Source organism: Streptomyces sp. NPDC019890 (genome assembly GCF_044903445.1).
In the GTDB taxonomy this organism is placed as follows: Bacteria; Actinomycetota; Actinomycetes; order Streptomycetales; family Streptomycetaceae; genus Streptomyces.
Map to the genome: position 1 here is coordinate 307,451 of NZ_JBJDQK010000007.1, position 13,497 is coordinate 320,947.

A 13,497-nucleotide genomic window follows, 5' to 3' on the forward strand; every position below is an offset into this window, starting at 1 on the left:
GCACTGAAGGGGACAGAGCGATGACGGCCGAGCTGGTCCGGGGGCAGAACCACCCCTTGCCCGACACCCGCCTGGAGATCCGGGTGTCAGCCGGCCACCCCGTCGTGGCCTGCGCCACCTGCTCCGACGCGCAGGGGGCCGTACACGACGAATGGATCGCGCACCCCGGCGCGCCCACACTGCCCGGGCTCGAGGTGCCCCGGCGGGCCACCGAAGCGCCCCGGTTCACCGTCGACCTGGCTGCGGTGCCGGAGGCGGTGCACCAGGTCAATGTGCTGCTCGCACTCCCCGAAGGGCCCGGCGGCCCGGCCCACTTCGGCGCCACCGCTGCCCCTTTTGTCGCCGTCACCGGCCGGGACGACGCCGAGCTGGCCAGCTTCACCATCACCGGCCTGGACAGCGAGACCGCGCTGGTCGCGGTCGAGCTCTACCGCCGCCAGGGCGCCTGGAAGGTGCGCGCGGTGGGCCAGGGGTACGCGGGCGGACTCGCGCAGCTGCTGGCCGACCAGGGGCTGGCCACCGCCCTGGAGAGGGCCGCGGACATCCAGGGGTCGGCGGGGACGCTGCGCACGCCGCGGGCGGAACCGGCACAGCTGCGGACGAGCGCCGCCGACGGCGCCTACATCAGGCCGGACTTGCCGCGTCCCGACCAGACGACCGCGCCCGGGCCGGACGCCACGCTTCCCGACGGCATCTCGTCCCCCGGCCAGCAGCCCGGTTCCACGGGTCCTCAGCAGACGCCCACGCCCGACGCTCCGCCGGCACCGGGCGGGCCCATCGACTACTCGCATCCGCGCCGGCAGTCCGTCGCGCCCCCGCCGCCGCCCCCGGCAGCGCCACCGGCCCAGCCCGGTCAGCCCGCCCCGCCCGTCGCGGGCGATGCCACCGGCTGGTCCATGGAGGAGCGGCTGTACAACCAGATCTGGGGCATGTTCGAGGATCTGGCCCGCGCGGTCGCCGCGTACCGCAGCGCCGTCGACTTCGCCGAGACCCGGATGGACAAGGAACTCGACCAGGCGCTGTCCGACCCGCGCAGCCGCATCGGCGGCGCCGGGGACGCGGCCCGCGAGGCGGCCCGCGCGAAGTGCGAGCAGCTGACCGACCAGGCCCGCCAGGCCCTCGACCGTGACCTGGCCCAGCTCACCGCCGAGTCGGCCGTCGTCGAGCCCGCCCTGCCGCCCGCGTTCGCCCGCTGGGACAACCCCGTCTGGCACGCGTACCGCGTCCCGATGGAGGTCCCGATGGCGGTGCGCCTCGGCGATCTCCAGCTGCCCGAGAGTCCCGAACTGCGGATCCCGCTGCTGGTGCGGCTGCCCTTGGAGCGCGGGCTGTGGGTGGACAGCGGACGGGCCGGATCCGAGGCCGCGATGGCGCTCGACGACGCACAGCTGCGCAGGCTGGCCATGGACTCCGCCGTCGCGCATGCGGCCAGGCTGCTGGCGGTCTACCCGCCGGGCGACTTCTCCGTCCATGTCATCGACCCGGCGGGCGCTGCGGCCGCCTCGCTTGCCCCGCTGGTCGAATCCGGCGCCCTGGCCGGGCCGCCCGCGGCCGGCGCCCAGGGCGTGAGCGCCACGCTCGCCAAGCTCACCCAGCGGGTCGACCTGGTGACGATGGCGGTGCGCGGCGGCGCGGCCGACGCGCTGCCGCCGGATCTGGACACGGGGGAGCAGCTGCTGATCGTCAACGACTTCCCGCACGGTTTCGACGACCGGGCGGTCAACCAGCTGCGGTATCTCGCCGACGAGGGCCCGGCGGTCGGCGTCCATCTGATGATGGTCGCGGACCGAGAGGACGCAAGCGCCTACGGCCCGGTACTCGACCCGCTGTGGCGCTCCCTGCTGCGCCTCACGCCGGTCCCGGACGACCATCTGGCCGATCCGTGGGTGCGGCACGCCTGGACGTACGAGCCGCTGACCGTACCGGCGGGCAGTGCCGTGCTCCGCCAGGTGCTGGACCAGATGGTCGCCGCCCGTCGAAACTGGCGGCGCTGACCTGCGTACTTGAAGTTCGCTTTACCAAGCTCTTTACCTTCCCTTGGGGTTTCCTGTACCGTTCTTTGGGCGGAGGGGAGTACTCCCGGCTGCGGCGTTCCCGTCAGTACGGACCGGCATCGGTCCCGGGGCGCCGGCCCGCGGCAGCAGAGGCCGCGGCGGGTGGAGGAGACCTCCGGCAGCGACGACGCTGATCAGTAGCCGTACGACGCCGGAGGCGCAGTGGACGTTTCAATCACCCTGTGGGCGCTGACCATTCTTGGTCTCAGCGCCTTGATCGCAGTCGACTTCTTCATCGGGCGCAAGCCCCATGACGTGTCGATCAAGGAAGCCGGAATCTGGACCGTCGTCTGGATCGTTCTGGCCGCCCTCTTCGGCCTCGGCCTGCTGATCTTCGGCAACAGCCAGATGTCGGGCGAGTTCTTCGCGGGCTTCATCACCGAGAAGTCGCTCAGCGTCGACAACCTCTTTGTCTTTGTGCTGATCATGGCGAAGTTCTCGGTGCCGTCCCATCTGCAGCAGCGCGTGCTGCTCGTCGGCGTACTGATAGCCCTGGTCCTGCGCGCCATCTTCATCGCCGCAGGCGCCGCGATCATCGCCAGCTTCGCGTGGGTCTTCTACATCTTCGGCGCGTTCCTGATCTACACCGCCTGGAAGCTCATCCAGGAGGCGCGATCCGACGACGAGGATGAGGAGTTCGAGGAGAACCGCCTGCTGAAGTCCATCGAGAACCGCTTCGGCGTCGCCGACAGGTACCACGGCACCAAGCTCTTCATACGCAATAACGGCAAGCGTGTGCTGACGCCGCTGATGGTGGTCATGCTGGCCATCGGCACCACCGATGTGCTGTTCGCGCTGGACTCCATACCCGCGATCTTCGGCCTGACCCAGGATCCGTACATCGTCTTCACCGCGAACGCCTTCGCGCTGATGGGTCTGCGCCAGCTGTACTTCCTCATCGGCGGACTGCTCAGGAAGCTGGTCCACCTCAGCTACGGCCTGTCGGTGATTCTCGGCTTCATCGGGGTCAAGCTGGTGCTGCACGCTCTGCACGAGAGCGGGGTGCATGTCCCCGAGATCTCGATTCCGTTCTCGCTGGCGGTCATCTGCGGCGTGCTGATCGTCACCACGATCACCAGCCTGATCGCGTCGAAGAAGCAGGCGGAGCGGGAGGCGGCGGAGTCGGCCCGGGGGGCCGGGACACCCCAGACGGCCGACTCGGCCGAAGGCTCTGTGAAGGACAGCGTCGAGGCCTGAGGCACCTCCCGGGCAGGGGCGCGGACGGCATTGCCGCCGCACCCCGCCGGTGCCTCCCCCGCAGGGGCGCCCCCGTCGGCGGCCCCTGAGACGGCCTGTTACGGCCGGCCTGTCCGTCGTGCGCGCCGTGACCCGCGCGCACGGCGGCACCGCCACGGCCCGTCCCCGAGAGGGCGGCGGGCTGGTGGTGACGGCCGCGCTGCCGTCCTGACGAGGGCGCTCAAGCAGTCGGGGGAACCCCGACCTCGTGCGGATCCATCAGTACGTCACGGTGATGCGCCGACCGGGCCCGTCGACGCGAACCGTCCCGCCGTACGGCACGATCAGCTGGGGATCGGTGTGTCCGAGGTCGACATCGAAGACGGCCATCGTCTCCGGCGCATACGTGCTCAGCGCCCGCAGCACCGACTCGCGCTGCTCACGTGTGTACCGCTCCCGTTCCTTCTCATCCTGCGGCTTGGCGAACGACCAGGTCTTGGGACGGCCCATCAGCAGCGCGGGGAAGCGCCGCAGCAGCCCGCGCTCGCCCATGTTGCGCAGAATCCGGAACACCTCCTGAGCGGACGGCAGTTCCTCGGAGGTCTCAAGGACCAGCACGCCGCAGTCGTACGCCGAGAGCTCCGCCCGGATCTCTCGGTCCGCCATCAGCAGCCAGGACAGGATCTCCAGATTGCCGCCCCAGGAGCGTCCCTCCACGACCGTCTCGGGCCGGTGCCAGATCCAGCCGTCACCCGCTTCGGTCTCCGGCTCGGCCTCGAAGGTCGCAGGGTCCGCCCAGTCGCCGTTGATGACCCCGAACCGTTCGGCGGGCCGCAGTTCGTACGGACCGGAGGTGAACAGCGCGGCCCGCAGCGAGTCGGCGGTCAGCGGTGCCATGGCCACTGGTCGGCCGAACTCGCACATCACACTTCCGCCGTGATAGCTGACGATTCCGGTGTTCCAGAGGTAGCAGTGCAGTGCGGTGTTGTCGCTGAAGCCGAAGAAAGGCTTCGGGTTCGCCCGGATCAACTCCCGGTCGAGCAGCGGCAGCACGGTGATCTGGTCGTCCCCGCCGATGCTCGCGACGACCGCCTTGATATCGGGGTCGGCGAAGGCGGCGTGAATGTCGTCGGCGCGCTCCTGCGGTGTCGAGCCCATCCTCCGGGTCGTCGGGTACTCCACCGGCTCAAGGCCGAAGTCGTTCCGCAGCCGGGAGAGACCGAGTTCGTACGGCAGGGGCAGCAGACCGGGCAGTCCACTGGACGGCGAGAGTACGGCGATCCGGTCGCCGGGGCGGGGCTTGGGAGGATAGGCGGGCTCCGTCATGATCGGAGCGTAGCCGGGTACCGTCGCCCCGGGACAATGGATTGGATGTGACAGCCATACGCACCCGGGAAGAGGAGCGCCTGCCCGCCCCCGCCCTGCGGCTCGACCGCGCCGCCGAACCGCCGCGGGCCGCCGTTGTGCTGTTGCACGGCGGCCGCGCCGACGCGCTGGAGCCGCCTCCGCAGCTGAATCTGCCCGGGGCCCGGATGCGCCCCTTCGCCCGGGCCATCGCACGCGCCACCATCGACGACGACGTGGTGCTCGGCGCGGTCCGCTACCGCCATCGCGGCTGGAACGGAGTGCGTTCCGACGCGGCCCAGGACGCGCTGCGCGCCCTGGACGAACTGGCCTTGCTGACCGGGCCCGTGCCCGTCGTCCTGGTCGGGCACTCGATGGGAGGACGAGCTGCCCTGCGCGCCGCGAGCCATCCCCTGGTCGAGGCGGTCGTCGGCCTCGCCCCGTGGTGCCCCGACGGAGAGCCGGTGGAGCATCTGGCGGGCAAACGCATCGTCTTGGTGCACGGCGACCGCGACCGGGTGACCGACCCGCGCGGCTCCTGGGAGCTGGCGGCCAGGGCACGCGCCGCGGGCGCCGAGTCCTGTGCGCTGCGGCTGCCGGGCGGCGACCATGCGATGCTCCGCCGGGCCGGCGCCTGGCACGCGCTCACCACCCGGCTGGTCACCGGGCTGCTGCGGCTGGGGCCGCTGCCGCCGACGGTGGCGGAGCGCTTCGACGACCTGGGGCCGAGCGACGTCCCGTCCTTGGACGGCGGCTGACGGCGGCTGAGGGGCGGCGTACGGGACCGGCGGGTGAGCTGCCGGCCCGGCCCGAGGCCCGCCCGCGCTACCAGCCGCGCTCGCGCCACTGGGGCAGATGCGGCCGCTCGTCGCCCAGCGTCGTGTCCTTGCCGTGGCCCGGGTAGACCCACGTCTCGTCCGGCAGCACGTCGAAGAGCTTCGTCTCCACGTCGTGGATGAGACTGGCGAAGGCCTCGGGATCCTTGAAGGTGTTGCCGACCCCGCCCGGGAAGAGGCAGTCGCCGGTGAAGACGTGCGGCGGACCGTGCGGGTCGTCGTAGACCAGCGCGATCGAGCCGGGGGTGTGTCCGACGAGATGACGGGCGGTCAGTTCGACCCGGCCGACCCGGATCGTGTCCCCGTCCTCGACCGGCACATCGGTCGGGACGGGGATGCCCTCCGCGTCGTACCGTCCGGCATACGTGCGGGCGCCGGTCGCCTCGACGACCTCGGCCAGCGCCTGCCAGTGGTCGCCGTGGCGGTGGGTGGTGACGACGGACGCGATGGAGTCGTCGCCGATCAGATGGAGCAGGGTCTCGGGCTCGTTGGCCGCGTCGATCAGCAGCTGCTCGCCGGTGGTCCGACAGCGCAGCAGATAGCTGTTGTTGTCCATCGGACCGACCGCGACCTTGGAGATCATCAGAGACGTCAACTCGTGCACATCAGCCCGGCCGCCGACCTTCACCACTCCGCTGTACGTCATGGTCTCAGCCTATAGCGGGGGCAGCTTCGGCAGCAGGGCGCCGGCGGTGTCCAGCCCCGCCCCGTCGCGGCGTCCCGCGAGCCAGCCGAGCAGCACGGGGGCTGGTCCTGTGACCGTCACCGGGGTGCCGTCCGTGCCGCCCGTGTGCCAGTCGCCGGCGTCCTTGGCACTTGGGTCCCGGTCGCTCGCCACGATCCGCGTCGGCGGGACGTCCGGGCGGCCGGAGAAACGCTCGGCGAGGAAGGTGATCTCCCGGTCGGTGAACTCCTCGGGCAGGTCCTCCAGCTCGTAGCCGATGTCCAGGTCGACATGGTGCAGCTCCACCTCGACGAGACGGCGGAAGGGGACGCGGGCCGCGGCGTCGGTGATGCCGTTGCGCAGCTCGACGGTGCGACCCCAGTCGGCGGGGACGGCGCCCACGTCCTGGAAGCCGGCGGCGGACTCGCGTACGTCGGCGAGCTGGACCGCTAGGGGGCGGGGCGCGTCCCGCTCGATGTCCGCCTCACGTGCCTCGGCGCTGGCATACATCGGGCGGCCCTCGAGAACATTCACTAGCGCGTCGGCGTTACGGGAGAGATGGGCCAGCACATGGCCGCGGCTCCAGCCCGGCAGCCGCGAGGGGCCGGCGACGGCGCCGTCGTCCAGCGCGGTGACTGCGGTGAGGAGCCGGTCGGTGGCTTCGCGTAGAGAGGCCAGGTCACGCAGGGGATCGATCATGGTGCCGACGATAGTCCCGGCACACGATCGGGTGAAGGTGTCAGACGGCGGCCGAAAATCGAATGCGCGTGCTATAGGCTCAGTGGAGGCATCCTTGGTTGTTAGGCATTCATCGATCTGGCGGCCCCCCATAGGCTGGAAGAGTCTGGGACGGGGGCTGTGCCCCCGCTTCTCTCAAGAAAGGTGCGGACCGGCGTGGCCGACCGTCTCATCGTCCGTGGCGCTCGCGAACACAATCTCAAGAACGTCTCGCTCGACCTCCCGCGTGACTCCCTCATCGTCTTCACCGGGCTCTCGGGGTCGGGCAAGTCGTCCCTCGCGTTCGACACGATCTTCGCCGAGGGCCAGCGTCGGTACGTCGAATCGCTCTCTTCGTACGCCCGGCAGTTCCTCGGCCAGATGGACAAGCCGGACGTCGATTTCATCGAGGGTCTGTCGCCTGCCGTCTCCATCGACCAGAAGTCGACCTCGCGCAACCCGCGCTCGACGGTCGGCACCATCACCGAGGTCTACGACTACCTCCGGCTGCTGTTCGCCCGTATCGGCAAGCCGCACTGCCCCGAGTGCGGCCGGCCCATCTCGCGCCAGTCGCCGCAGGCCATCGTCGACAGGGTCCTGGAGCTGCCCGAGGGCAGTCGTTTCCAGGTCCTCTCGCCCCTCGTGCGCGAGCGCAAGGGGGAGTTCGTCGATCTCTTCGCCGATCTCCAGACCAAGGGGTACAGCAGGGCGCGGGTCGACGGACAGACGATCCAGCTCGCCGAGCCGCCCACGCTGAAGAAGCAGGAGAAGCACACCATCGAGGTGGTCGTCGACCGCCTCACCGTGAAGGACTCGGCCAAGCGGCGCCTGACGGACTCCGTGGAGACCGCCCTCGGCCTCTCCGGCGGCATGATCGTCCTGGACTTCGTCGATCTCCCCGAGGACGACCCCGAGCGCGAGCGGATGTACTCGGAGCATCTGTACTGCCCGTACGACGACCTGTCCTTCGAGGAGCTGGAGCCCCGCTCCTTCTCCTTCAACTCTCCCTTCGGCGCCTGCCCCGACTGCACCGGCATCGGCACGCGCATGGAGGTCGATCCCGAGCTGATCGTCCCGGACGAGGAGAGGTCTCTCGACGAGGGCGCGATCCACCCCTGGTCGCACGGCCACACCAAGGAGTACTTCGGGCGGCTGATCGGCGGGCTCGCCCAGGCCCTCGGCTTCTCCACCGACATGCCCTGGGCCGGGCTGCCGCAGCGTGCCAAGAAGGCCCTGCTGTACGGACACAAGACCCAGGTCGAGGTCCGCTACCGCAATCGGTACGGACGGGAGCGGGCATACATCTCGCCCGCCTTCGAAGGGGCCGTGCAGTTCGTCAAGCGGCGGCACAGCGAGGCCGAGAGCGACTCCAGCAGGGAGCGTTTCGAGGGCTATATGCGTGAGGTGCCCTGCCCGACCTGTGAGGGCACCCGGCTGAAGCCGATCGTTCTCGCGGTCACGGTGATGGAGAAGTCCATCGCCGAGGTCGCCGCGATGTCGATCAGCGAGTGCGCGGAGTTCCTCGGCGAGCTGAGGCTCAACGCCCGCGACAAGAAGATCGCCGAGCGGGTGCTCAAGGAGGTCAACGAACGGCTGAAGTTCCTGGTCGACGTGGGCCTCGACTACCTCTCGCTGAACCGCGCGGCGGGCACGCTCTCCGGCGGCGAGGCACAGCGCATCCGGCTCGCGACGCAGATCGGCTCCGGCCTGGTCGGCGTGTTGTACGTGCTGGACGAGCCGTCGATCGGACTGCACCAGCGCGACAACCACCGGCTCATCGAGACCCTCGTCCGGCTGCGCGACATGGGCAACACCCTGATCGTCGTCGAGCACGACGAGGACACCATCAAGGTGGCCGACTGGGTCGTCGACATCGGCCCGGGCGCCGGTGAGCACGGCGGCAGGGTCGTGCACTCCGGCCCCTTGAAGGAGCTGCTGTCCAACAAGGAGTCGATGACCGGGCAGTACCTCGCGCGGAAGAGGTCCATCGCGACGCCCGACATCCGTCGGCCGGTGGACCCCGGGCGGCAGCTCACTGTCCACGGCGCCCGGGAGAACAACCTGCGCGACATCGACGTGTCGTTCCCGCTCGGCGTGCTCACGGCGGTCACGGGCGTCTCGGGCTCCGGCAAGTCGACGCTGGTCAACGACATCCTCTACACCCACCTCGCCCGCGAGCTGAACGGCGCGAAGTCGGTGCCGGGCCGCCACACCCGGGTCGACGGCGACGACCTCGTGGACAAGGTGGTGCATGTCGACCAGTCGCCCATCGGTCGTACGCCGCGGTCCAACCCGGCGACGTACACCGGCGTCTTCGATCATGTCCGCAGGCTCTTCGCGGAGACGATGGAGGCGAAGGTCCGGGGCTATCTGCCCGGCCGGTTCTCCTTCAACGTCAAGGGCGGCCGCTGTGAGAACTGCTCCGGCGACGGCACCATCAAGATCGAGATGAACTTCCTGCCGGACGTGTACGTCCCGTGCGAGGTGTGCCACGGGGCGCGCTACAACCGGGAGACGCTGGAGGTCCACTACAAGGGCAAGTCCATCGCCGAGGTGCTGGACATGCCGATCGAGGAGGCGCTGGACTTCTTCGGGGCCGTCCCGACGATCGCCCGCCATCTGAAGACCCTTCACGAGGTGGGCCTGGGCTATGTCCGGCTCGGCCAGTCCGCGCCGACGCTCTCGGGCGGTGAGGCCCAGCGGGTGAAGCTGGCCTCGGAGCTTCAGAAGCGCTCCACCGGCCGCACGGTCTACGTCCTGGACGAGCCGACGACCGGACTGCACTTCGAGGACATCAGCAAGCTGATCAAGGTGCTGTCCGGGCTGGTCGACAAGGGCAACACGGTCGTTGTCATCGAGCACAACCTGGACGTCATCAAGACCGCGGACTGGGTCATCGACATGGGCCCGGAGGGTGGCAACGGCGGCGGTCTGGTCATCGCCGAGGGAAGCCCGGAGCAGGTCGCGGGGGTGCCGGCCAGTCACACCGGCAAGTTCCTGCGGGACATCCTGGACGTGGACCGGATCAGCGACGCAGTGGTGCCGGCGGCGCGCAAGGCGCCGAAGAAGGCGGCGGCGAAGAAGACGACCGCGGTGAAGAACACGGTCGCGGCGAAGGCTGCACCGGTGAAGAAGACGGCCACGGCCAGGACTGGCACGTCCAGGACCGCCCGGGCGCGCAAGGCCTGAGCCCAGCCACCGGGCCCGCTGCGCGGGGCTTGATTTCCGCCGGTCGGCCTGAAGATTCAGCCCGACCGGCGGGCATATCAAGCCCGTCCGGCGATTGAGGACACGCCCCCAGGGCGTACTGGGGGTCCCCCCACGCCCGCAGGGCGTAGGGGGGCGGGTCCGGGGGCTTGCCCTCAGTTCGCGAAGGGGCGGTGTGGGGCTAAGACAGCTCCCACGCGTACGGCGGCTCCGCACCCGTTCGGGAGCATGTCACCGCCGCCGCACGGGACGCGAAGCCCAGTACCTCGCGCCACTCGTCCGCGCCCAGCTCGCCCAGCGCGTCCGTCGACAGCGCATCCCGGGCCGCAAGGCCATGCAGCAGCGCCGCGTTCACCGTGTCGCCCGCTCCGATCGTGTCCGCGATGGTCACGGGCGTGGCCGGGACCGAGACCTCAAGGCCGGACCGCGTCCGTACCGCAAGACCCTCGCCGCCTCGCGTCAGTACCACCGCCGCGGGCCCCTCGGGCACCCCGCCGAGCCACTGGGCGTCGTCCTCCGAGAGCTTCAGCAGCGACACGTACGGCAGCCAGCCGGCGAACCGCGCCCGATACGCGTCCGCGTCCTGGATCAGACCGGCCCTGATGTTGGGGTCGAGCAGGGTGAAGACCCCGCGCCCCGCCTCCCGCCGCAGCAGCGCCTCGTACGCACTCGCGCCCGGCTCCAGCACCAGGGAGCAGGTCCCGAGTGCCAGTGCCCGTACGGAGTCGGGCAGTTGCGGCGGCAGCTCGAAGAGCCGGTCGGCGCTGCCCTGCGCATAGAAGCCGTAGTGGGCCGAGCCGTCCGCGCCTATGGTCGCGACGGCCAGTGTGGTCGGTTCGGGGCCGCGCTGTACGAGAGAGGTTTCGACCCCCGCCGTACGCAGCCCGGCCAGCAGCGCATCGCCGAAGCCGTCCGTCGAGACACGGGAGCAGAACCCGACCGATGCGCCCAGCCGCCCGAGCGCGACAGCCGTGTTGTACGGCCCGCCGCCGAGCCGCGGCAGCAGCGCCGGCAGGGGCGCGCCGTCCCCCTGCGGGACCAGGTCGATCAAGGATTCTCCGGCGACGACGATCACGGCCCGAACGTAGCCCATCGCCTCCGGGAGCGACAGGGGCCCGCTCTCCGGGCCGCCGATCTCCGCCGGTATCGTCGGGTCTGTCAGCAGCACGCACCCCGCCCAGACGCACTGAACCGTGGAGTTTCCCATGTCCGGCCAGCCAGCCGCCCGCCGTACCGTGCTGAAAGGCGCCGCCCTCGCCGGGGCCGCCGGGCTGGGGGTCGCCGCCTGCTCCACCGAATCGAAGCTCGGTCACGCCCAGAACCCCACCCCGACCGCGCCCGTCGAACTCGGCGCGGCCGACGCCGTCCCGGTCGGCGGCGCGAAGCTCTACCGCGAGCAGCGTCTCGTCGTGAGCTGTCCGGCCGAGGGCCAGTACAAGGCGTTCAGCGCGCAGTGCACCCACGCGGGCTGCGTCCTGGAGAAGCTGGAGGGCATGGAGGGGAACTGCCCCTGCCACGGCAGCCGCTTCGACGTCACCACCGGCAAGGCGGTCAAGGGCCCGGCGACCGTGCCGCTCCCCGAGGTCCCGATCACGGCGGAGGGCGGCAAGCTCGTCGCCGGCCCGCACGCATAGAGCCGCGCCTCACTCCCAGTCCCAGTCGATCCCCAGGATCCCCGGCCGTACGCCCTGCTCCACCAGATGGACCGTGCGGTGCCTGCCGCTCAACGTCAGATCCGTCCGGGCCCCGCGCGGCACCCCCGTCGTGGCCTGGGCGAACCTCCGGCACCGCACGGGCAGCGCACCCTCGTCGAAGCGCACCTGCAGTACGTACTGACCACCGGCGAAGTTGAAGCCGCGCACATACTCACCGCTCGGTCCGCCTGTTCCGTCCTCGAAGCCGTAACCGAAGAGATAGGTCTCACCCGCGCGCAGCCTGGCGTCGAAGAGCAGCTCCGCGATCAGCACCCCGGTCTCGCGATGCCATCGCACCCGCCCCGTGCGGCAGTTCTCCAGGGCGCTGACCTCCACCCGCGCGGGGTCGCAGCCCGGGTCGCCGTGGTGGATGGCCAGATAGCGGTCGATGCCGTCGCGGTGGGCGCGGACGACCTGGGCCGAGTCGCGTCCCATCAGCTCCCGCCCCGCCCCGATCCGTACCCGCTCGTGGTGGCCCACCGTGTGCAGCCCGCCGTCGGCCGGCGACTCCAACTCGTGGAGCAGCTGCTCCACCGCGCCGGAGGCCTCCGTCAGGGAGCGGTACGAGCGTGCGGCGGGGCGCTCGACATCGCCGCGCGCGCTGCCTTCGCCGACGTCGAGCAGCCGGATCAGTGAGTTCCCCGGCAGTTCGAGTACGTCCTCCAGGGCTCGCACGGCCCGCAGCGACTCGGGGCGCTGCGGACGGCGCGCACCCTGCTGCCAGTAACTGAGGCTGGTCACACCGACCTTGATGCCGCGGTGTGCGAGATGGTGCTGGACGCGCTGGAGCGGCAGTCCGCGCACCGCGAGGGCGGCACGCAGCGCCAGATGGAACGGGCCGGTGTGCAGCACCTGTGCCAGATCGGCCTCGGTGTGCCCCATTGTTCCTCCAGCGACTGATGGGACGGCTGATGCGAGTGAACGTTCACGGCGAGGGCCGAGCCGCTGAGGGTGGGCGGCGACAGGCGTCCTGGTGGAGCGGGACGGAGGTGTTCACATTCCGGCCACCGTGTTCACAGGGCCCTGTCACCCCGCATTGAAGCGTGTTGACCTGCGCTCGACAAGGACTGATGCTCATCCGCAGCGTCCGGACGCGATCCTTCCACCCCCACCTCATCGGGAGGAACGCGATGCGCAAGACCAAGAGACGGCTTCCAGCCGCAGCCGCCCTCTTCGCCGCACTACTCACCCTGACCACCCTGACGACCCTCGCCGGGCCGACGGCCGCCGCCGCACCGGCCGGCGCCCCTGCCGCCGGCGCCCCTGCGGCCGCAGCCGCGGCCGGCGCCCTTGCCGCACCGACCCATGCCTCGGCCGCCGCCTTCGCCTGGAATCGCCTCGGCATCACCATGCAGGAGCAGCAGAAGACCAACTGGTGCTGGGCGGCCAGTGGCAACACCATCGCCACGTACTACGGCCGCAACTACTCCCAGAACCAGTTCTGCAACGCCGCCTTCAACCGGGCGCAGGGCAGCGAGTGCCCCAACTCGCAGGCCACGCTCGGCAATGTCCAGACCGCACTGAACTGGGCCGGCATCAACTCCGGTTCGTACGCCACCGGTTGGCTGCGTTACCCGACCGTCCAGACCGAGATCGACGCGGGCCGCCCCATCGAGTCCCGCATCCAGTGGTCGAGCGGCGGCGGGCACATGCATGTGATCTACGGCTACGACACCGCCAACAGCTGGGTCTACTGGGGCGATCCATGGCCCTCCAGCTACCGCTACAACTGGGCCTCCCACGCCTGGTACGTCGGCAACGACTCCTTCTCCTGGACCCACTCGCTCTACCGGATCGGGGCGTGA

At 70.5% G+C, this 13,497-nt stretch carries 11 protein-coding genes; 6 read left to right on the forward strand and 5 right to left on the reverse strand.

What is annotated here, in order from left to right:
* Positions 1–20 precede the first annotated feature (20 nt).
* A complete protein-coding gene (locus ACI2LP_RS21375) occupies positions 21–1,994 on the forward strand; it encodes a TerD family protein (RefSeq protein ID WP_404726064.1) in 1,974 nt (657 codons plus the stop codon).
* 222 nt (positions 1,995–2,216) lie between these two features.
* Positions 2,217–3,251 (forward strand): TerC/Alx family metal homeostasis membrane protein, encoded by a 1,035-nt coding sequence (locus ACI2LP_RS21380; protein WP_404726065.1) that lies wholly within the window; start codon positions 2,217–2,219, stop codon positions 3,249–3,251.
* Positions 3,252–3,509: 258 nt separating this feature from the next.
* Here ACI2LP_RS21380 and ACI2LP_RS21385 read toward each other — a convergent pair whose 3' ends face one another.
* A complete protein-coding gene (locus tag ACI2LP_RS21385) occupies positions 3,510–4,556 on the reverse strand; it encodes a S66 peptidase family protein (protein ID WP_404726066.1) in 1,047 nt (348 codons plus the stop codon).
* 47 nt (positions 4,557–4,603) lie between these two features.
* Between ACI2LP_RS21385 and ACI2LP_RS21390 the strand changes: the two genes are divergently transcribed.
* Positions 4,604–5,332, forward strand: a complete 729-nt coding sequence (locus tag ACI2LP_RS21390; RefSeq protein ID WP_404726067.1) for an alpha/beta hydrolase — start codon at positions 4,604–4,606, stop codon at positions 5,330–5,332.
* A gap of 67 nt (positions 5,333–5,399) precedes the next feature.
* On the opposite strand, the gene ACI2LP_RS21395 is transcribed toward ACI2LP_RS21390, so the two are convergent.
* Both ACI2LP_RS21395 and ACI2LP_RS21400 read right to left on the reverse strand, forming a co-directional pair.
* Complete coding sequence (locus ACI2LP_RS21395; protein WP_404726068.1) at positions 5,400–6,056, reverse strand: MBL fold metallo-hydrolase; 657 nt, start codon at positions 6,054–6,056, stop codon at positions 5,400–5,402.
* A 9-nt stretch (positions 6,057–6,065) separates the two neighbouring features.
* Positions 6,066–6,773, reverse strand: coding sequence for a maleylpyruvate isomerase family mycothiol-dependent enzyme (locus ACI2LP_RS21400; protein WP_404726069.1), 708 nt, complete (start codon positions 6,771–6,773; stop codon positions 6,066–6,068).
* Between the two features lie 195 nt (positions 6,774–6,968).
* Here ACI2LP_RS21400 and uvrA point away from each other — a divergent pair, with 195 nt between their 5' ends.
* Positions 6,969–9,980: an excinuclease ABC subunit UvrA gene (gene uvrA, locus ACI2LP_RS21405; RefSeq protein WP_404726070.1), complete on the forward strand. Its 3,012-nt coding sequence runs from the start codon at positions 6,969–6,971 to the stop codon at positions 9,978–9,980.
* A 199-nt stretch (positions 9,981–10,179) separates the two neighbouring features.
* On the opposite strand, the gene ACI2LP_RS21410 is transcribed toward uvrA, so the two are convergent.
* On the reverse strand, positions 10,180–11,073 hold the full coding sequence (locus ACI2LP_RS21410; protein ID WP_404726220.1) for a carbohydrate kinase: 894 nt from the start codon (positions 11,071–11,073) through the stop codon (positions 10,180–10,182).
* 130 nt (positions 11,074–11,203) lie between these two features.
* Here ACI2LP_RS21410 and ACI2LP_RS21415 point away from each other — a divergent pair, with 130 nt between their 5' ends.
* Positions 11,204–11,632: a Rieske (2Fe-2S) protein gene (locus tag ACI2LP_RS21415; protein WP_404726071.1), complete on the forward strand. Its 429-nt coding sequence runs from the start codon at positions 11,204–11,206 to the stop codon at positions 11,630–11,632.
* A gap of 9 nt (positions 11,633–11,641) precedes the next feature.
* Here the strand turns inward: ACI2LP_RS21415 and ACI2LP_RS21420 are convergent, their stop codons facing one another.
* Positions 11,642–12,574, reverse strand: coding sequence for a hypothetical protein (locus tag ACI2LP_RS21420; protein WP_404726072.1), 933 nt, complete (start codon positions 12,572–12,574; stop codon positions 11,642–11,644).
* A 248-nt stretch (positions 12,575–12,822) separates the two neighbouring features.
* Between ACI2LP_RS21420 and ACI2LP_RS21425 the strand changes: the two genes are divergently transcribed.
* A complete protein-coding gene (locus tag ACI2LP_RS21425; protein ID WP_404726073.1) occupies positions 12,823–13,497 on the forward strand; it encodes a papain-like cysteine protease family protein in 675 nt (224 codons plus the stop codon).

Bases quoted from the DNA above. Each gene is read 5' to 3' on its own strand.
- ACI2LP_RS21425 (WP_404726073.1), top strand. From the start codon at position 12,823: ATGCGCAAGACCAAGAGACGGCTTCCAGCCGCAGCCGCCCTCTTCGCC.
- ACI2LP_RS21385 (WP_404726066.1), bottom strand. From the start codon at position 4,556: ATGACGGAGCCCGCCTATCCTCCCAAGCCCCGCCCCGGCGACCGGATC.
- ACI2LP_RS21395 (WP_404726068.1), bottom strand. From the start codon at position 6,056: ATGACGTACAGCGGAGTGGTGAAGGTCGGCGGCCGGGCTGATGTGCAC.
- ACI2LP_RS21415 (WP_404726071.1), top strand. From the start codon at position 11,204: ATGTCCGGCCAGCCAGCCGCCCGCCGTACCGTGCTGAAAGGCGCCGCC.
- ACI2LP_RS21400 (WP_404726069.1), bottom strand. From the start codon at position 6,773: ATGATCGATCCCCTGCGTGACCTGGCCTCTCTACGCGAAGCCACCGAC.
- ACI2LP_RS21420 (WP_404726072.1), bottom strand. From the start codon at position 12,574: ATGGGGCACACCGAGGCCGATCTGGCACAGGTGCTGCACACCGGCCCG.
- ACI2LP_RS21375 (WP_404726064.1), top strand. From the start codon at position 21: ATGACGGCCGAGCTGGTCCGGGGGCAGAACCACCCCTTGCCCGACACC.